This window comes from Polymorphobacter megasporae, assembly GCF_018982885.2.
GTDB lineage: Bacteria > Pseudomonadota > Alphaproteobacteria > Sphingomonadales > Sphingomonadaceae > Polymorphobacter_B > Polymorphobacter_B megasporae.
Genome location: NZ_CP081848.1, coordinates 2,435,507 through 2,455,208, shown reverse-complemented (window position 1 = coordinate 2,455,208; position 19,702 = coordinate 2,435,507). Strand labels below are relative to the sequence as shown.

General features: G+C 63.9%; 10 protein-coding genes. 5 read left to right on the top strand and 5 right to left on the bottom strand.

Annotated features, from left to right (window positions below; translation table 11 throughout):
- Nucleotides 1–370 precede the first annotated feature (370 nt).
- Nucleotides 371–8,545, top strand: a complete 8,175-nt coding sequence (locus tag KTC28_RS11505) for a glycoside hydrolase family 94 protein (RefSeq protein ID WP_216710913.1) — start codon at nucleotides 371–373, stop codon at nucleotides 8,543–8,545.
- Between the two features lie 169 nt (nucleotides 8,546–8,714).
- Here the strand turns inward: KTC28_RS11505 and nikR are convergent, their stop codons facing one another.
- A complete protein-coding gene (gene nikR, locus KTC28_RS11500) occupies nucleotides 8,715–9,182 on the bottom strand; it encodes a nickel-responsive transcriptional regulator NikR (protein ID WP_216710912.1) in 468 nt (155 codons plus the stop codon).
- A gap of 144 nt (nucleotides 9,183–9,326) precedes the next feature.
- Here nikR and KTC28_RS11495 point away from each other — a divergent pair, with 144 nt between their 5' ends.
- The 4 genes from KTC28_RS11495 to KTC28_RS11480 all read left to right on the top strand — a co-directional run bounded on the left by KTC28_RS11495 (nucleotide 9,327) and on the right by KTC28_RS11480 (nucleotide 15,533).
- Complete coding sequence (locus KTC28_RS11495; protein ID WP_216710911.1) at nucleotides 9,327–11,375, top strand: TonB-dependent receptor; 2,049 nt, start codon at nucleotides 9,327–9,329, stop codon at nucleotides 11,373–11,375.
- A 240-nt stretch (nucleotides 11,376–11,615) separates the two neighbouring features.
- Nucleotides 11,616–12,104 carry a hypothetical protein gene (locus KTC28_RS11490; RefSeq protein ID WP_216710910.1) on the top strand — a complete coding sequence of 163 codons (489 nt, stop codon included), beginning with the start codon at nucleotides 11,616–11,618 and terminating at the stop codon, nucleotides 12,102–12,104.
- Between the two features lie 80 nt (nucleotides 12,105–12,184).
- Nucleotides 12,185–14,230 (top strand): TonB-dependent receptor, encoded by a 2,046-nt coding sequence (locus KTC28_RS11485; protein WP_216710909.1) that lies wholly within the window; start codon nucleotides 12,185–12,187, stop codon nucleotides 14,228–14,230.
- Nucleotides 14,231–14,546: 316 nt separating this feature from the next.
- Complete coding sequence (locus tag KTC28_RS11480; protein ID WP_216710908.1) at nucleotides 14,547–15,533, top strand: hypothetical protein; 987 nt, start codon at nucleotides 14,547–14,549, stop codon at nucleotides 15,531–15,533.
- A gap of 278 nt (nucleotides 15,534–15,811) precedes the next feature.
- Here the strand turns inward: KTC28_RS11480 and KTC28_RS11475 are convergent, their stop codons facing one another.
- The 4 genes from KTC28_RS11475 to tnpA form a co-directional block, all read right to left on the bottom strand.
- Nucleotides 15,812–16,498 (bottom strand): PEPxxWA-CTERM sorting domain-containing protein, encoded by a 687-nt coding sequence (locus tag KTC28_RS11475; protein ID WP_216710907.1) that lies wholly within the window; start codon nucleotides 16,496–16,498, stop codon nucleotides 15,812–15,814.
- A 436-nt stretch (nucleotides 16,499–16,934) separates the two neighbouring features.
- Complete coding sequence (gene tnpC / locus KTC28_RS11470) at nucleotides 16,935–18,542, bottom strand: IS66 family transposase (RefSeq protein ID WP_223132246.1); 1,608 nt, start codon at nucleotides 18,540–18,542, stop codon at nucleotides 16,935–16,937.
- An 81-nt stretch (nucleotides 18,543–18,623) separates the two neighbouring features.
- The gene (tnpB, locus tag KTC28_RS11465; RefSeq protein ID WP_226895846.1) at nucleotides 18,624–18,953 is read right to left on the bottom strand and encodes an IS66 family insertion sequence element accessory protein TnpB; all 330 of its coding nucleotides are present in this window, start codon (nucleotides 18,951–18,953) and stop codon (nucleotides 18,624–18,626) included.
- 29 nt (nucleotides 18,954–18,982) lie between these two features.
- Nucleotides 18,983–19,441 (bottom strand): IS66-like element accessory protein TnpA, encoded by a 459-nt coding sequence (tnpA, locus tag KTC28_RS11460; protein ID WP_216711671.1) that lies wholly within the window; start codon nucleotides 19,439–19,441, stop codon nucleotides 18,983–18,985.
- Between the last annotated feature and the right edge of the window lie 261 nt (nucleotides 19,442–19,702).

The window sequence follows — 19,702 nt, the reverse complement described above, 5'->3', positions numbered from 1 at the left end:
CCACCGGCGCTAAATGAACCAAATCCCCAATTCATCGCTAAATCGTGATTTGCCTCGGGTGGTTATCAACAATGCGCTCCAACCGCCCGACCAGGAACCTTGCTGCTGTACACGGTCAGATTTCGGGGTGGATTGTACCGAGTGCGAACTGCTAGCTTTTTGAGCATTCACCAGAACGGTCTGCAATTCGCTGGAGCGCTAATACTATGGTGTCTGATTAGTCCAAAGGCGGCATGGGCTCTTAGGCGACACGTGCTTTCGCCAACTCACCGCGCTGGATGCGCCGTCACGCTGCGGCAATCCCGATATTTTATCAGTCGGCTACAGAGCAGACTAGGCGTGCCCCGCCTCGGCAGGCTAGCTATTGCTCGTGAACATTTTTTCCCGACTTTCACGGCCGACTGCAACGGCATCCCATCGTGCTCGCTCAAAGGCTCCCGTCCCCGCGTGGGAGGAGCCGATTCCGATCCGCGCCGAGTTGTTCGGGCTCGAACGCCTCGAGGATCACGCTCGGTCATTGGCTCGGGCCCAGCAGACCGAGCCCGGATGGCCACGCCCGCGGCAGCTGCTCGCCCGACTCGAAAACAACGCTACCGTTCTACAGCGGATTTATGGCGAAACGGTCGACGCGCTCAAGCTGGACCGGCCGATTGCGCCCGCGGCCGAGTGGCTGATCGACAATTATCACACGGTCGAGAAGCAGATCCGCAAGATCCGCGACGATCTTCCGCCCGACTATTATCGGCAGCTGCCGAAATTGGCCGGCGGTCCGCTGGAGGGGCTGCCGCGCGTCTTCGGCATCGCCTGGGCCTATATCGCGCACAGCGACAGCCTATTCGAAGAAGCGCGGCTCAAACATTTCGTGCAGGCCTATCAAAGGGTCGATGGGCTCACGATTGGCGAGCTATGGGCCCTGGCGATTTCACTCCAGCTGGTGCTCGTCGAAAATCTTCGCCGGCTTGCCGAGCAGGCCATCGCCGGTGAGCAGGACCGCGTGCGTGCCGATGCCTTCGCCGACACGCTGTTCGCCGCGCCGAGCGACGCGATCGCGCTGGGCAGCCTCGTCACGATCGACGGCGCGCAATCTCCGGCGTTCGTCAGCCAGCTCGCGCTGCGCCTGCGCGACATCGACGAGCGCAGCGAACTGGCGCGGCGTTGGCTGACCGCGCGGACTGTTGCCGACGGCTTCAGTCTCGCCGAGATCGATACCATCGCCCAGCACGAATTGATCGCGTCGACCTCGTCGATCCGCAATGTGATCATGGCGATGCGTGCCATTGCCGAGACCGACTGGGGCGACCTGGTCGAGGAGCTCAGCCTTGCCGACCGGGTCTTGCGTGAGGGAAGCACTTTCGCGGCGATGGATTTCCCGTCGCGCAATCTCTACCGCAACGCGCTCGAGGAATTGTCGCGCGGCTCGGCCTATTCCGAAGACGCGGTAGCTACCCGGGCGCTGGCGCTCGCCGCGGCGCAGGCCGGCGATAATGCTGCCGACAAGGATCCCGGCTTTTATCTGATTGGTCCGGGACGACCGAAACTCGAGGACGACATCGCCTTCGTCCCGCCGGTCAACACCCGGCTCGCGCGACAGGTGCGGGCCGGTGGCATCAACCTGTACATCGCCCTGATCATCGTGCTGGCAGGCATACTCGCCTCGGTGCCGTTGGCGGGTGCCGCGAATTCCTCACCGTGGTGGCTGACGGTACCGTTGGCGTCGGCGCTTATGATTCTGTCGCTCGAGACGGCGACCGCCGTCATTAACCGGTACATGGCCGGGCTGCTGCCGCCACGCATCATTCCGTCGCTCGAGCTTGAGCAGGGCGTGCCCGCGGCGTTGCGGACGCTGATCGTCGTGCCGATGCTCTCCACCTCGTCGACCCAGGTCACCGCCGCGATCGCCGGGCTGGAGATCCACCATCTGACGACACGCGAGGACGCGGTATCGTACGCCGTGCTGTCGGACTTTGCCGACGCTGCCACCGCGATGCAGGCCGGTGAAGACGACTCACTCGCCGCCGCTTATGACGCGATCGCGGTGCTCAATGCCCGCTACCCGGTCGCCACCGGCGATCCTAAGTTCATGTTTCTGCATCGCCGCCGGCAGTTCAATCCGGCGGAAGGATGCTGGATGGGCTGGGAGCGGAAGCGCGGTAAGCTACACGAGCTCAATCGCCTGCTGCGCGGTGCGACCGACACATCCTATTACGGTCCCGATGGCGCGTCACCGATGGTGCCGCTCGACATCCGCTATGTGATCACGCTCGACTCCGATACCCAACTGCCGCTCGGCACGGCGCGCCGCATGATCGGCAAGATGGCGCACCCGCTCAATCGTCCCCGTTTCGACATGACCCTGCGACGGGTGATCGCGGGCTACGGCATCATGCAGCCGCGCGTGACGGTGGCGCTTCCCACCCACCGTGGCCAATCCCGCTTCGAGGCGCTCGCCGGCGGTCCCGCGGGTATCGATCCATACGCTGCGGCTGCGTCGGACCTCTATCAGGATCTCCTTGGCGAGGGGTCCTTCACAGGCAAGGGCATCTACGAGATCGATACATTCATGGCCTCGCTCGCCGGCCGGGTGCCGCCGAACGCAATGCTCAGCCACGACCTGTTCGAAGGCATTTATTCCCGCGCCGGGCTGATTTCAGACGTCGAAGTCGTCGAGGATTTCCCGGTCCGCTACGATGCGGCGGTCCGCCGCCAGCACCGTTGGGTGCGCGGCGACTGGCAGCTGCTGCCATGGATCTTCGCGCGGGGACGTCCGGCGGCCGATAGCCTGCCGAGTAATGGCCGGGCCAAGATGCTCGACAATTTACGGCGGTCGCTGGTCGCTCCGGCAATCGTTGTCGCGCTGATCGGTAGCTGGTTCATGCCAACCTCAGCGGCGATCCGCTGGAGCTTGAGCATCCTGCTGCTGATGGCGCTCCCCCCTCTCCTGCCGCTTCCTTCGCTGCTCATCGCCCCAAGGCGCCGTGACGTGCCGCTGCGGGCGCACATCGACACAGTGGCCAGCGACATCGGCACTGCGCTTGCGCACTTCCTGCTGCAAGTTGTGACCGTCGCCGAACAAGCAGTACGCATGCTTGATGCGATAATCCGCACGCTAATCAGGTTGTTCATCACCCGTCGCCTATTGCTGGAATGGACCACGGCGGCCAGCGCGAGTGCCTCCCCCGACCCGACCATTGCGCAGATGTACGTTTTCATGCGTCGCTCGCTGTTGCTGACAATCGTCTCCTCTGCCGCTGCGATCTATGTCCAACCGGCGATCTGGCCGCTGACAGCGGCGCTGGTGTTGGCATGGCTTGCAGCCCCTGCGATCACCTGGGCGCTGAGCCAGCCCCGCCCGGTGGCGACCGAGCCGCACCTCGACGCAGCGCAGCGCGAGCGGCTCGAAGACATCGCCCGGCAAACGTGGCGCTTCTTCACCACGCTGGTCACGGCCGAGCACCATCATCTGCCGCCCGACAACGTCCAGGAGACGCCGGTGCGCGTTGTCGCCGGGCGCACCTCGCCGACCAATATCGGACTCTATCTGCTCGTCGTGGCAACCGCGCATGACCGCGGCTGGTGCGAGACTGGCGCAGCGCTCGACCGGCTCGACGCGACCTTCTCAACCCTCGGACAGATGGCGCGTTTTCGCGGCCATTTCTACAACTGGTACGACACTCGCGACCTGCGGGTGCTCGAGCCGGCGTATATTTCGGCGGTCGACAGCGGCAACTTCGCCGGCCACCTGATTGCGCTCGCCAACCTGCTTGCGGGCTGGAAAGATCCGCGCGCCGACCGCCTCGCCGGCGAAGCCCGGGCGATGGCGCTCGCGATGGATTTCGCCTTTCTCGTCGACCCGGACCGCTTGCTGTTGTCGATCGGTTACTCGGTCGCTGACAACCGCCGCGACGAAAGCTGCTACGACTTGCTCGCTTCGGAAGCGCGATTGGCGAGCTTGTTCGCTATTGCAAAGGGCGACATTCCCGCGCGGCACTGGTTCCGGCTCGGTCGCAGCGCCACTCCGGTGGGGGCCGCCTCGGTCCTGATTTCCTGGTCGGGATCGATGTTCGAATACCTGATGCCGTCGCTTCTGCTTCGCGCACCCGACGGCAGCTTGCTCGAAACGTCGAACCGCCTCGTGGTCGAGCGCCAGCGCGACTACGCCCGCAATGCCGGCACGCCGTGGGGCATATCCGAATCCGCCTACAACGCGCGCGATCGCGAGATGACCTATCAATATTCGAACTTCGGCGTGCCGGGGCTTGGGCTAAAGCGCGGACTGTCAGAGAATCTCGTGATTGCGCCGTACGCCACCGGCCTCGCGACGATGGTCGATGCGGCGGCGGCACTCGACAATCTCGCAACGATCGAGACGCTCGGCGGTCGCGGTGAGCTCGGGTTCTACGAAGCGATCGACTTCACCCCCGAACGCGTTCCGACTGGCGAACGTTTCGCCATAGTCCGCAACTACATGGCGCATCATCAGGGAATGGCGCTGCTGGCGATCGTCAACGTGCTCGACGGCGGTAGGCTGCGCGACGCGTTCCATGCCGAGCCGATGATACAAGCGACCGCGTTATTGCTGTCCGAGCGCCCTCCACGCGGCGTCGGCACCTTTAATGCACGCCCCGAGGAAGCGCGGATCGCGGCAACCGACCATCCCGCAGAGGCCGGCGCGATACGGACCTACGGCGCGGCAACGGCGGCGGCGCCGGCGGTACATCTGATGACCAATGGCCGTTATTCGGTGATGCTCACCAGTGGCGGCGCAGGTTACAGCCGCTGGCAGGGCCTTTCCATCACCCGCTGGCGCGAGGATCCAGTCGTCGCCAGCCACGGCTCGTGGCTTTATCTCACCGATCGACTCAGCGGCGAGATCTGGTCGGCGACGCTCGCCCCCCGCGGCGGCTCTCCAACCGGCTACACCGCTACATTCGGCGAGGGCCGAGCCGAGTTCCGCCGTCGGGACGGGTCGCTTGCCACGACAACAGAAGTTCTGATCTCGCCCGAGGATGACGCCGAGGTCCGCCGGGTGTCGGTCGTCAATCGTGGCACCCAAACCCGGCATATCGACCTGACGTCGCTGATCGAGCTGACACTGGGCGAGCAGGCGACCGATCTGGCGCATCCCGCCTTCGCCCGCATGTTCATCGAGACCGAGCAGCTCGACGGCCCAGTCTTGATCGCCCACCGCCGGCCGCGCGGAGCCGGCGATCCGGCGATATGGGTCGCACACCTTGCCGTCGTCGGCGGTAACGCGGCCGGACCAGTGACGTGGGAAACCGATCGGGCGGCTTTCGTCGGCCGCGGCCAATCCTCGGTCGATCCGGTCGGCCTGACCCGGCCGCTTGCCGGCCACGCCGGCACGGTCCTCGACCCCGTCCTGGCGCTGCGGTGCCCAATCGTTGTCCCGCCCGGTGAAACGGTCGCTGTCGCGTTCTGGACGATTGCCGCGGCGTCGCGCGAGGCGCTGCTCGACGTGGTCGACCGCCAGCGCGGTGCGAGCGCCTTCGACCGGGCCCAGGTCGGCGCCTGGACGCAGGCGCAGATCGAACGGCGCTTTCTCAAGCTCGACCCGGGAGCCGCCGCCGATTTCCAGCGCCTCGCCGCACATATCGTCAACGCCGGCACGGTCCACGCTCCGCCGCCCGCGCTCGTCGCCGCCGCTGCCGGTCCGCAATCGGCGCTGTGGGTCCACGGCATCTCCGGCGACCGACCGATCGTCGTCGTCCGCATCGACGACCCGCGCGACATCGGTTTCGTCGCAGACATGCTGCTCGCCTTCGAATTTCTCCGCGCGCGTGCCCTCTCCTTCGATCTCGTCATCCTCAACGAACGCAAGGCGTCATACATTCAAGATCTACAGACGGCGATCGACGACGCCGTTCGTGCGGTCCGGTCGCGCTCGGCCCCAGTCATCGGCGGCGGCGAAATCTATACGCTGCGCACCGATCTCATGCTCGAGGCGCAGGTCGCGACATTGCGCGCCCTCGCGCGAGCCGAGTTCGTTGCCTCGCGCGGGTCGCTGCGCCGGCAACTCCAGCGCACCGAACTCGCCCCGGTTACCGCACGGCTCGAGGGCTCGCTGCCCACGCCGCGCGCACCGCGGCCCGGTCGGCCGCACGACGAGGCGCTACCGCGCGCCGACACCGTAGAGTTCTGGAACGGTTTCGGCGGTTTTCATGCCGACGGACGCGAATATGCGACGATCCTGGCCGACCGGACGACGACCCCCGCGCCGTGGATCAACGTGCTCGCCAACCCGGACTTCGGCTGCCAGGTTTCAGCGGACGGGCTTGGCGCCATCTGGTCGGGAAATGCCCGGGAAAACCAGCTGACCCCATGGTCGAACGACACCGTCGCTGATCCGCCCGGCGACATGCTCTACCTGCGCGACCTCGACAGCGGTCACGTCTGGTCGCCGACCTTCGCCCCTGCCGGACCCGGCGGCACGCGCATCACCCGCCACGGCTTCGGCTACTCGCGTTTCCATGCAAACGGCCACGGTATCGAAAGCGACCTGTTGATCCATGTTCCGGTCGACGCGCCGCTGCGCCTCGCCCGACTGACGCTGCACAATCGATCGGGCGAACCGCGGGCACTGTCGGTAACCGGCTATGCTGAATGGGTCCTCGGCGGCGCCCGCTCAAAGACGGCAGCGCACATCGTCACCGAGTTCGATGCAGCCACCGGAGCGCTGTTCGCCCGCAACCCGTTCGATCCCGACACCGGGTCGCGCATCGCCTTCGCCGATCTCGGTGGGTGCCAGACCCGCTGGACGTGCGATCGCGCCGCCTTCATCGGCCGCGGCGGCAGTCTTGCCGCGCCGGATGCGCTGTCGCACGACCGGCCGTTGACGCCCGCATGCGGGGCCGGGCTCGATCCCTGCGCCGTTTTGACGACCGAGGTCACACTACCGCCCGGCGGCTCATGCGAGGTCGTCTGGACGATCGGCCAAGCCGCCGATCGCGACGCGGCCCGGGAGTTGGTGACGGCATGGCGCGATACCGATCTCGATGTCGAGCTCGAGCGAACGACCGAGCAGTGGCGGACAACGCTCGGGACGATCGAGGTGCACAGCCCAGACCGGGCGATGGACATAATGCTCAACGGCTGGCTGCTCTATCAGGTGCTCGGTTGCCGCGTCTGGGGGCGTGCCGGTTTCTACCAGGCGAGCGGGGCCTATGGTTTCCGCGATCAGCTTCAGGATGGCGGCGCGCTGCTGCTGGCGCGGCCCGAACTCGTGCGGCCCCACCTGCTCCGCGCCGCCGGGCGGCAATTTCGCGAAGGCGACGTACAGCATTGGTGGCTTCCCGAAAGCGGCCGCGGCGTCCGGACCACGATCTCCGACGACCGCGGCTGGTTGGCGATTTCCGTTGCAGACTATGTCGAGACGACCGGCGACAGTGCGGTGCTCGACACCCAAATCCCTTTCCTTATGGGCCGTGAACTAAATCCCGGCGAGCACGACGCGTTCTACCTGCCTGAGACCAGCCTCGACCGCGCCTCGCTCTACACGCATTGCGCGCTGGCTCTCGATCAATCCTGCGCCTTGACCGGCGACCTAGGCTTGCCGCTGATGGGCGGCGGCGACTGGAATGACGGGATGAACCGTGTCGGCGAAGGCGGCCGCGGCATGAGCGTCTGGCTCGGCTGGCACTTGATCCACGCGATCCGTCGCTTCGCGCCCTTTGCCGATGCACGCGAACCCGAGCGCGCGGCGCGCTGGCGGGAACATGCCGAAACGGTGCGCGCGGCGATCGAGAGCGTCGCGTGGGACGGCGAATGGTATCGCCGCGCCACCTACGACGACGGCACCTGGCTTGGGTCCGCCGATAGCGACGAATGCACGATCGATTCGATCGCACAGACCTGGTCGGTGATCAGCGAGGCCGGTGAACCGACACGTTCACAGCAGGCGATGGCCTCGGTTGGTCGGCATCTCGTCGATCGCGAAGCGCGGCTGGTCAAGCTATTCACACCGCCATTCGAACATACGGCGCACGACCCCGGCTATATCCGCAGCTACCCACCCGGTCTGCGCGAGAACGGCGGCCAATATAGTCACGCCGCAATGTGGACGATCCTGGCGACGGCCAGGCTCGGCGACGGGCGAGGCGCGGTTGACCTGTTTAATCTGCTCAACCCGATCAATCACGCGCTGACCGTTGGGCAGGCCGAACGCTACCGGGTCGAGCCGTACGTCGTCGCCGCCGACATTTACTCGGTGGCACCGCACGTCGGGCGCGGCGGCTGGACGTGGTACACAGGCGCCGCGGGTTGGATGTTCCGTGCCGGCGTAGAGGGCATCCTCGGGTTACGCCGACGTGGAAACATGGTCCGACTGAAGCCATGCTTGCCAACCGACTGGGCGAACCTGACTCTCACGGTCCGCCTCGACGACGCCATCTACGAAATCGAGATCGTCCGCGTAGATTCTGGGCAAACGCCGTCATGCAACCTCGACGGTTCACCCGTGAGTGTGAAAGATGGATCAATAGACTTGATCATTTCACCAGGTCGCCACGTGGTTTATTGGCTTATTGCTTGAAGCAACGCACCAGCGAATTGGCGCCGAGCCAAGCGATGCACCACCAATAGTCAATTTCGCAGTCGCTGCGCTGTATTGGGCCGATAGCCGCCTCGTCGCTATCGGATGCCTTTATCGGAATAGCTGCCGTTCGCTGCACAATATACTGCGGCAGTGACAGCCTCAGTTTTCATCCCGGATGCGGTGACGCGTGATCGTGGCCGTAATGATGGTGCGGCGCTGGCTCAGCGTGATGATCATTGGCCTCGACGCCGACAATGTTGACCGCGCCGAACCGAACCCCTCGCTCAGCAGTAACCCGGTCAGCAAAAGCCTCAACCTCGGTTGTCAGCCCGCGCAAGAGCACTGTTTCAAGGCTTGATTCGTGATCGAGTACGACGTGTGTGACGGCGATCACCAATGTATGATGGGCATGCTGCAGGTCGAGCAGGCGTGCCGCGAGCGCCCGAGTTCGGTGATCATAGACATAGCTGAGGCTTGCCACACAGGTGCCTGCCGACGTTCGCCGAACATCATCGACCGCACGACGGACTAGATCGCGGACCGCCTCGGACCGGCTTGCGTACGCCCGGTCCCGTACTGCCGCATCGAACCGTGCTGCCAGGTCGTCGTCGATCGAGATCGTCACGCGCTGCATCGTCATCCCTCCTGACGACGAAGCCGTAATAGCCGGTCGCCTCGCCGCGCACCGATATTAGAGTATTCGTGCGTCGCCCGAAAGGACGCCTGCGTACATGCTCATCGTATTCACGTTCGAGCAAAACTGCATACGGGGGCGATGATGAACCGCTGGTTGAGTACGACGGCATCGATGGTAATGGCGATTTCGGGTGCTGCAGCTGCTGAGACGGCATCGAGCGCCGACATTCCGGCAGCCGAGATCATTGTCACCGGTCGCGCGGCAAACCTCATTGGGATCGCTGAGTCATCGTCTGAAGGTACCATCGGCAAAATCGATCTTGAGGATCGCCCGATTCAGCGGATCGGCGAGCTGCTCGAAGTTATCCCCGGGTTCATCGCCACGCAGCATTCCGGCGGCGGCAAGGCCAACCAGTATTTCCTGCGCGGCTTCAACCTCGACCACGGCACCGACTTCGCCCAGTTAATTGACGGCGTGCCGGTCAACATGCGGACCCACGCCCACGGCCAGGGCTTCACCGACATCAACTTCATCATCCCCGAGTTCGTCGACGCAATCGACTACGCTAAGGGGCCGTACCGCGCCGACGTCGGCGACTTCCTCACCGCCGGCTCCGCGAAGTTCAAGACGATCGACACCGCGGCGCCGTTCGTCACTGGCACCGGCAGTATCGACGGCGATTACCTGCGCCTGCTTGCCGGCGGCTCTGGCAAACTGGGCGTCGGCGATCTCTTCATTGGTGGCGAGTTTCGCTACGACAACGGCCCCTATGACATTCCCGGCAACCTCAAGGCGTTCAACATCCTGACGAAGTGGACCGGGCCGCTCGGAGGCGGCGTGCTACGCGCGAGCTTCGACGCCTACCACGTCGACTTCCGCTCGGCCGAGCAGGTACCCGAACGCGCGATCGATTCTGGTTTGATCGGGCGGCTCGGCTATCTTGACCCGTATCTAGGCGGCAAAACCACGCGCATCGGCGCAAACGTAAACTGGATCCAAGATGGCGCGACGCCGATCACAGCCCTCGCCTACGCGCATTATTATAAGTTCAAGCTGATCTCGAACTTCACCTATTTTCTCGACGATCCCATCCACGGTGACGAGTTCGAGCAGCGCGACAGCCGCTTCGTCATCGGGGGCAAGGTCGATAAGCGCTTCGCGTTCGATGCCATCGTCCCGGTGGAACTGCTGGTCGGTGCGGACACCCGCAACGACCTGATCGCCCCGGTCGGGCTGTATCACACCGAATTTGGACAGATCCGTTCAACCGTGCGGCAAGACCGCGTCGACGAGGAATCGCTCGGTGCGTTCGCCGAAGCGACGATCCACCCGTTGCCGACCGTTCGCGTCATCCTTGGCCTGCGCGGCGACGGCTATGCATTCCAGGTCAATTCGAGCATCGCGGCGAACTCGGGGCACGCGACCGCAGGGATCGTCAGCCCCAAAGCAGCGATCGCTTGGACGCCGTTAGAGCAGCTAGAATTCTACGCCAACTACGGAGAGGGTTTTCATTCGAATGACGGCCGCGGCACGACAATCACCATCAATCCGCAGGACGGCTCGCCCGCCGGCAAGGTCGATGCTCTGGTCAAGGCGCGCGGCTACGAAGCCGGCGTCCGCGCCCGCCCGGTCGACGGCCTGACGTTGACCGCAACCTACTGGTCGCTCCACTTCAATTCGGAACTGCAATATGACGGCGATCAGGGCGAAACCAGTCCCAATGGCCCCTCGCAGCGACACGGTTACGAGCTGAGCGCGTTCTACAAGCCCGCCGATTGGCTGACCGTCGATGGCCAGTATACCCGGTCATACGCCCGCTCGACTGACTTGCCGCCGGGACAGGATCACATCGTCAACGCGCTTGAAAGCGTGATTTCGGCCGGCGTGGTCGGTCATTATCGGAAAGCGTCGGCGGCAATCCGCCTGCGCCACTTCGGGCCGTATCCGATCATCGAAGACAACAGCGTCCGCGCCCGGCCGCTGACAGTAGTCAACGCGCGGCTGGGCTACGACCTGGGGCGGATCACGCTTGCCGCCGACCTGATCAATGCACTCGACGCGCATGACTATGAGATCGAATATTATTACGTCTCACGCCTTATGGGCGAGCCCTTGGCGGGTGTCGCCGACCGTCACGTCAAGCCAATCGAGCCGCGTCAGCTGCGCCTGTCTGCGACAGTGCGTTTCTAATCTCGCCATGCATGATTTATTGGGTCGGGGCCGCTAGGTGCCTGACCGCTACTGGGCGACCGGTTGCTGTAAGCGCACCTTTATTCAGTCCCATTCGTCCGCCAAAAAGCGCCAGCATCGGACGCAGCGCGCTGAAACGGCCTCTCAAAGCGGTCGCTTTTCATATTCTCACTCTCGGGTTGGCTCGTCGCTGTGCATGAACAGCTTCAGACCCGATAGCGCAGTGCTAACAGCCAGCCGTTGCGTAACGACAAGGCCGTCCGTCCGTCGGTCGGTCGGGAACACGATGACAGCGGCGACCGGCTGCGCTACTGGCCGCTTGTGTTCGCCATCCGCCGCTGCCTCACACGACGCTGCATCGCCGGGTTGATCCTCGCCGTGACGCTGCTGACCAAGCTGTTGGTGCCGTCGGGCTACATGCTCGCAAGCGACCACGGTCGGATCACGATCACGATCTGCTCGGGTGTCGCTTCGCAGACGATGACTATGGATATGCCGGTGATGCACGCCGCCGTGCCAGGCCACGGCAAGCCGGATCACGGTAAGGCCGAGATGCCGTGCGCCTTCTCGGGCCTGTCCGCTCATGCGCTCGGCGCGGTCGATCCCATCCTGATCGTTGCGCTTATCGCCTTTATCATGGCGATAGGGCTCGCCCCTACCCTTCTGCCGGCACTGTCCAATCACACCTATCTGCGGCCGCCGCCGACAGGACCACCGGCCACCCTTTGACCGACTGACGCGTCCCGATCCCGGGGCACCCAAATCAGCGGCCAGACGCCGACGCGTCATGGCCGGTCAAAGGTATTGTCATGTTCCGTTACACCCTGCTGGCAGGGGCCGTCATGCCCTGCCTCGTGTTTTCTGCGCCGGTCGCCGCCGAGGAGGCAGCGCTTTCGACCTTCGATATCGTGGTCACGGCCACCCGATCCCAAGTGCTGCTCGCTGACGTCCCGGCCAGCGTGAGCATCGTAACCAGCGACCAGATCGAGGGCACGCCGGCGCGAACGATCGACGACGTACTGCGACGCATCCCCTCAGTCGACCTGCCGATCGCCAGCACCAACGAACAGCATCCGACGAACACCATCGTCTCGATGCGCGGCTTGAGCGGTATCCGTTCGCTCGTCCTGCTCGACGGCATGCCGCTCAACGATGCTTTCTTCGGCTACGTCCAGTGGAGCGAGGTGCCGCTGGAGACGATCGACCGCGTGGAGGTCGTCCGCGGCGGCGGTGCCACGCTGTGGGGCAACTACGCCATGGGGGGCGTCATCAACATTCTGACCAAGCCAATCGACAAGACCGAACTCGAGGCGGAGGCGGTCGGCGGCAGCCGCGGCACCTACCGGTCCGACGGGCACGCCGCCTATGCGGGCAGCGGCTTTGGTATCGGCATCGACGCCGGCATCAATCACAGCGATGGCTATGTCGAACAGGTGGAAAGCGCCCGCGGGGCCATCACCGTGCCAACCTCGTTTACGGCGCACACTCTTGCCGCATCGGGAAACGTGGACCTGACGATCAACCTCAGTGCCCGGGCACGGGTCAGCTATTACGAGAACGACCAGAATTTCCTCACCCACCTCAACACCAACGAACAGCGGAACTGGCGCTACACCGGTACGCTAAGCTGGCAGCCAGCAGACATGGGCTTGGTTGACCTGACCGTGTTCCACATCAATGAGCGGTTCGTCACGAACAACACAGGCACGCCCGACGGCGCCGGGCCGAACGACGCGGAATATATCCAGAACAGCCATCACACCCATGCCAACGACTGGGGTGCGTCGCTTATCTGGACCAAGATCTTTACCGGCTGGTTGCGCTCGCTGTCGGCAGGCGCGGATTATCACGGCGTCCGAGGCAGCGATGACGCCGGCATCTTCGACGCCGCCGGAGTGCGCATCCGCACCGACTCCGGCTCGGGCGACCAGCGCTTTCTCGGCGGCTTCGTTCAGGCCGACGTGCGGCCATTCGACCGACTGCAACTGCTTTTCAGCCTTCGCTACCAGGATTTTTACAGTTATCATGGCGTCGATGACACGCCGGGGGGGCTTAGCGGCAATCTCGGCGGGCGCCACGACAGTGATGTCGATCCTCGCTTGTCGATCCGCTACGAACTGCCCGGCGGCTTTGCCTTGCGGGGCGCCGCCTACCGGGCCTTTCGCGCGCCGACCCTCGACAATCTGTACCGGGGCGCGTCCGTTCCGGGCTACATACTGTACAGCAATGCCGCGTTGAAGCCCGAGACGCTTGAGGGCGCTGAAGCCGGCTTCGACTTCAACTACGGTCCGATCCGCTTCCAGACGACGGCGTACATCAGCCGCATCTCCGACTTTATTACCTATCGCTATCTCGATCCCGCCACGCTGCCAGCCGGGTTCGGCATCGGTGCCCGGCTCATCAACGCCGGCACGGCGCGCAGCCGCGGCGTCGAGGCGGAACTGACGTGGCGTCCCGCGCCGGCGATCGAAGCGACGCTCGCCTATACCTACGCGGACTCGGTCGTCACCCGGAACACCGAGGATCCGGCCAGCATCGGCGTCCAGCAGCCAGGGATACCAAAACATCGGATTAGCGTCGGCGTCGACTGGACCGGCCCCTATGGCATCAAGGTCTCTCCGCGCGTGCGCTATGTGTCGCGCACCAACGGCGATCCCGACGCGATCTACCGGACCGACGCGCACTTCGTCGCCGACCTTACCGCCAGCGTCCCGCTGAGGCGGGGCCTTGAGGGGTTCGTCCAGGTCGAGAACCTGTTCGACAGGCGCTACATCGGCACCAATGACGGCTTCACGGCCGCGCTCTATGGCAAGCCTCTGACGGCGGCGGGTGGCTTCCGGCTCAAGCTCGACTAACCCGCCTGATGCCGCCAGCAACAGCAAGCGTCCCGGTCCCGGAGTTTTCAACCCCGTGGCGCACGAGCGGAGCAGCAGTTTTATCGACTTCGTCCGTCGCAACAAGACGGTCGTCTATGGCGGTCTCCACTTCGATATCGCCCTAGGGCTCTCCGCTTATCTCCGGTGCGGCTCCGAGCAGACGGAAAAACCCATATCACCGCCGAAAGTAATTCTGTTGCAAACGTCCAAATACACATTCTGCGGCAACCCTGCGATCGGCACCGTCGGGTCATAGCGCGCGTTATAAGGTGATGTTTAGCGAGGGTATGACGGGATGAACGACTTCACGGATCAGCCAATTCGAGCTGGATGCGGACCGGTGCATGTCAACCGATTTCGGATTGCTTTTCGTCCACATGCGCTGGGCCCAGGCGCTTCGCCTGGCGCGGGATTGCTCAAAGCACTGCCTAATTACCTCAATCCAGCAAGCGCGACTACGGAATTGGATGAACGGCATCAGTGGAAGGGTCAGCCAACCCTGTGCTTTCACGGCCGCGCCAAAATCCGTGTCCTCGATCGGCCCTTCATTAAGCTTAGCTTGCCCTTCGGGAAGACAGTAACTTTCGCCGTTCCGCCAATGCTGCGACACTTGGAGCTGCCACCAGTTCACGTCGACTATGTAGGCGCCGAGCAAGAAGATGCCACGGGGGTAACGGTCCAGACGCTGACGCGACACTTCCCAAAGTGGCTGGACGCCGCCGCCGCGCTGCTCATGGAGATAGGGATCAAGGCGGTGTCAGAAGCCGAGTTGGCGGCGGGGATCGTCGGCGACGCGATGATGCCCATCCATGGGTCGATAGCAGGCCTCGGCGTAGCAGCCTCCGAAATTACCGAATTGCTCGCGCCCGCGCTGATCGCCTACGGCACATGGATAAACTGGCATCACTTTTTGGCTGGGCGGCGCTCATTCCGGATCGCGCCTGCTAAGTATTTCAATCATACCGCCGGGCAGGGCATCTGGATCTTCGAGACGGCGGCGGTTGAACGTTTTGATCGGCCTGAGTTTCAGATGGCAACTGATTACCTATTGGGGGGAGACAAGGCGGCTCTCGGTCCAATCTGGAAGGACATGTGCCGCAAGATCGCTCCCGCCTTCGGCACAGTGATGCCGATCAATCCCTCGCAGACGTCGGAGGGTCCGGGATACTGGCAACAGCCGGACGGTAATGTAATGGTCAGACAACATGACAGTGACGACCTTGCGAAGGCATCTGCTGATATCCGAAGCGTACTGCCCTTCCATCCGTCGTTATTCGTTTAAGCCAACACACCTGCACAGCAATCCGAGACGTAGCGCCTCGCTATCGAGATCATATCGACGTTGGCGACTGTAAAGTGCAACTGCACTGACCACCTCCTCCGCAAGCTCTAGATTACTGACAATCTCATCGGCAGAACTGGGTACGTGAGTTCGCCACCGAGTCGAAAACCTGATTTGGCTGGGACGGGGCTGGTTGGAGCCTGGCGCCAATACACGCGTGAAGGGGCAGCCAATACGTTGGCCGCCCCCTCGTTTCGTAAAACTGTTTGATTGCGTGGTTACGCGGTGGTCGCAATCGATCGCCGGCGCAGGACGCCGCCGACGAGACCGAAGCCGCTGACCATCAGCGCCCAGGTCGCCGGCTCAGGAACCGACGCCGTCAGCGATACACCGTCGAGAAACGAGATCGGCGGAGCACCGCCGGGCGTGCCGACCGCGAGGAACGACAAAAGCTCGTTGGTCGAGCCCGCAACAAAGGTCATCGTTTGCTTCTGCCAGCCGCCCACTGCGCCCTGGGGCAGTGAGTACAGGCTCGACAATTGCGTCGACTCACCCAGCGACACCGACCATTGCTCGGTCGTCGGCCCGGTAAAGCCGACCTGTTGTCCTGCTGCCTGATAGAAGCTGACGGTGTACGATTTGCCCGCGGTCAGACCAGAGATCGACTGGGAGATCACACCCGAATAACTCGGGTCGCCGTCGGCCTCGACGAAATTTCCGCCGACCGGGCTGGTCGTCGGGAACGGGCCGTAGACGCTGAGGTAGCTGCCGTCGTCGGCTGTGCCTGGAAAATCGACGAAGGTCAGGTTGCTGCCGCCGGACCAGCCGGTGACGTGTGACGCGAAATAGCTCTTGCCGCTGACGTCGGTGGACTCGAACGAGCCGTTGACCACGAGATTGGCGGCCGACGCGGTCCCGGCGGCGGCAAGCAATGTTGTTGCAACGAGTGTATGAGCCAAACGCATTTGTTTCGTATCCCCTGTTAGACGGGCTCTCATGCCCACATTGCCATCAGCAAAAGCCGTGCCAATTTCCTGATAACGGATACAAACGGAATCTTAACGACTTATGAAACAGCGTTCCTCCCGGGACCCGGAATCCACATCCAATCCGACCAGCTAACTGTCGGAATATCTTACAGTCAGGTTAATTATTATCCGGAAAATACGACACGAGCTCCGCTATCGAGGTTCTTCGCTTCGTGAAACGCTGGCGGTCAACCTCGTGTCGATCGGATGCGCCCCAGCGTGCTTCCATCCGACGCAATCGCGTCCCGTATCGAGCCTTCTCAATCGCGCCTGATCTAGTCCGGCTCGAAAACTGAAGTCGTGCCGCCAATGCGTCGCTTGCCGAGATTGGAAGCGGTACGTGAAACGAAGGTAAGCGATGTGCCGAGGCCCTTCAGGCTTGGAAGTTCCACGGCATGAGCTGATCGAGGTTCTGGCTGGAGTGTCCGCGGGCAAGGCGCTCGAGGGTGTCGGTGAGCCAGGCGAGGGGATCGACGGCGTTGAGCTTGGCGGTCTCGATGAGGCTGGCGATGACGGCCCAGTTGTCGCCGCCGTCGTCGGAGCCGGCGAACAGGGCGTTCTTGCGGTTAAGGGCAATGGGCCTGATGGTCCGCTCGACGGTGTTGCTGTCCATCTCAACGCGGCCGTCTTCGACGAACAGCGTCAGGCCGGTCCGTCGCGAGGTAGCGTAGCGGATCGCTTCGGCCAGCTTGCTCTTGGCGCTGACCAGGGGGAGCCGGGCGGTGAGCAGTCGGAACAGCGCGTCGACGATCGGCTTGCTCTTCTCTTGCCGCAAAGCGCGACGGGCTTCGGCGTCCTTCCCGCGGATCTCGTCCTCGATGGCGTAGAGCGCCTTGATCAGCTGTAGTGCCTCGGTGGCCGTTGGTGAGGCGTCGGCCCTGGCGAGCTCGAAGAACTTGCGGCGCGCATGGGCCCAGCAGAACGCGAGCGCCACGTCATTGCGGCGGCCGAGCTTGTTGTAACCGGCATAGCCATCGACCTGCAGGATGCCGCTGAACCCGGCGAGATGTGCCAGTGGCCGCTCGGACTTGCGGTCGGGCGCGTAGATGAAGGCCACCGCCGGCGGATCGGTGCCGCCCCATGGTCGATCATCGCGGGCATAGGCCCAGATCTGCCCGGTCTTGGTGCGTCGTCGTCCTGGATCGAGCACCGGTGCCGTCGTCTCGTCGGCGAACAGCCTTGGTCCCCGCTTCAGGACAGCAAGCAGGTGATCCCGCAGCGGCGTCAGCCACCAGGCGGCGCGGCCGGTCCAGTCTGCCAATGTCGAACGGTCAAGGTTGACGCCCTGACGGGCGTAGATCTGGGCCTGGCGGTAGAGCGGCAGATGATCGGCGTACTTGGAGACCAGCACCTGCGCGACCAGCGCGTCGGTCGGCAGCCCGCCTTCGACGATCCGCGGCGGTGCCGGCGCCTGCACGACCTGGCCGTCGCAGGCACGGCACGCATAACGCGGACGGCGGGTCACCAGCACCCGGAAAGCTGCCGGCACCACGTCGAGGCGTTCGGCCACATCCTCGCCGATGGCATGGAGATCACCGCCGCAGCAGGCACACTGCTTGCTGTCGACGTCGATCAGTTGCTCGACGCGTTCAAGATGCGCCGGCAGCTGGCCGCGGTTGGTACAGCGCTGCTTCTCGGCGCGCGCGTTGGGTGAACTGATCGTATCCAGCTTCGCTTCCACCTTGGCGAGGGCGATGCCGAGATCCTCGAGCACCAGCTCGAGCTGGTCGTCGTCAAGCTTCTCCGAGCGGGGACCGAACCGGTGACGCATGAAGGCGGCAATGATGCTGTTCAGCCGAGCGATCTCGGCATCGGCTTCAGCCTGGACGACGGCGTTCTGCTCAGCTTCGGCGCTAATGCGCGCGACCTCCGCCGTCGCGTGCTCCACCTTCGCCATGAGCCGCGCCGTCTCGGCGTGGGCGGCGACGATCATGGCGCGGAGCACCTTGGGATCGTCGGGAAGATCAGCTACGGCGAGCATGATAGCGGTAGTGAATCACGCGCGCGCACGCGCGTCGAGGGCTACCGCCGATATGAGTCAATCTACCGCAGGCACAGTGGCTTAGCCGGCGATCTGCGGCACTCTCGTGCGTCTGGCCTGATGCACCCGGCGCCAGTCCAGACCTTCCACGAGTGCGGCGAGCTGGGCGGCGGACAACCGCATCACGCCGTCATGAACAGACGGCCAGCTAAAGGCGCCGGCTTCCAGCTTCTTGGCCATCAGGCACAGGCCGGTGCCGTCCCACCAAACCAGCTTGACCCGGTCGGCCTTCTTGGCCCGGAACACATAGACGACGCCGGAGAAGGGATCGCCGCCGAGCTGGGCCGTCACCAGCGCTGCCAGGCCGTCCATCCCCTTGCGGAAATCTACCGGCCGCGTGGCGACCAGCACGCGGGTGGCACCGCTTGGCCCCGGCGCCGTCAACGGCTGCCCTTCAGCGCATCCAGTACCGCCGCGATCAGGGTCGCATCGGCACCGCGGCCGATCCGCACCGAAATGCCGTCCATGCTCACCTCGATCGGGGCTGGGATACTGCCGCGACGCGCAGACCGACGTCGTCGCGGAGATCTGGCCGCCGATGTTGCGGGTAGCGGCGATGGAACCTCTTCAGGCTCGACGATCGCCGGCACGAACAATGGCGCTTCGGCGGGCTCCACCGGGCGGCGCAGCTGCCGCCGCCACGTGAACAGCTGGCTGGGGCAGATGTCGTTCCGACGCGCCACGTCACAGACGGTGATGCCGTTGCCGGCATAGCTCTCGGCAACGATCTGCGCCTTCTCATCATCGGACCATGGCCGACGCCGCCTCGTGCCGGTGAAAACCTCGATCCGCGCCGCACGACCGCCCATCGAGCCAGCATCGTCACATGACATCATCATAGCATCAACACCGCCAGCCCCTGGGACAAGCAGGACTCGCGGGTTACGCCAACATCAGCAAGGCGGGGTCAGCACAGCGCTTACAAACGAAGCGGCAGGGCGACCGATGTTGCTCGTCTCGGAGGTGACCAAAACAGAGATTCACGTTCAACGGCACCTGCCTATGAATTGCATGTGGCCATCTAGTACCAGCCTAAATGCATTCCATTTGGGCCTATAAAAATCATTGCTAACGGCGCAGCATAAATCTATCGAGGTATG

Coding starts and splice junctions, on each gene's coding strand:
- nikR (WP_216710912.1), bottom strand. CDS start 9,182: ATGCAGCGCGTGACGATCTCGATCGACGACGACCTGGCAGCACGGTTC.
- KTC28_RS11495 (WP_216710911.1), top strand. CDS start 9,327: ATGAACCGCTGGTTGAGTACGACGGCATCGATGGTAATGGCGATTTCG.
- KTC28_RS11485 (WP_216710909.1), top strand. CDS start 12,185: ATGTTCCGTTACACCCTGCTGGCAGGGGCCGTCATGCCCTGCCTCGTG.
- KTC28_RS11480 (WP_216710908.1), top strand. CDS start 14,547: ATGAACGACTTCACGGATCAGCCAATTCGAGCTGGATGCGGACCGGTG.
- KTC28_RS11475 (WP_216710907.1), bottom strand. CDS start 16,498: ATGCGTTTGGCTCATACACTCGTTGCAACAACATTGCTTGCCGCCGCC.
- tnpC (WP_223132246.1), bottom strand. CDS start 18,542: ATGCTCGCCGTAGCTGATCTTCCCGACGATCCCAAGGTGCTCCGCGCC.
- tnpA (WP_216711671.1), bottom strand. CDS start 19,441: ATGATGATGTCATGTGACGATGCTGGCTCGATGGGCGGTCGTGCGGCG.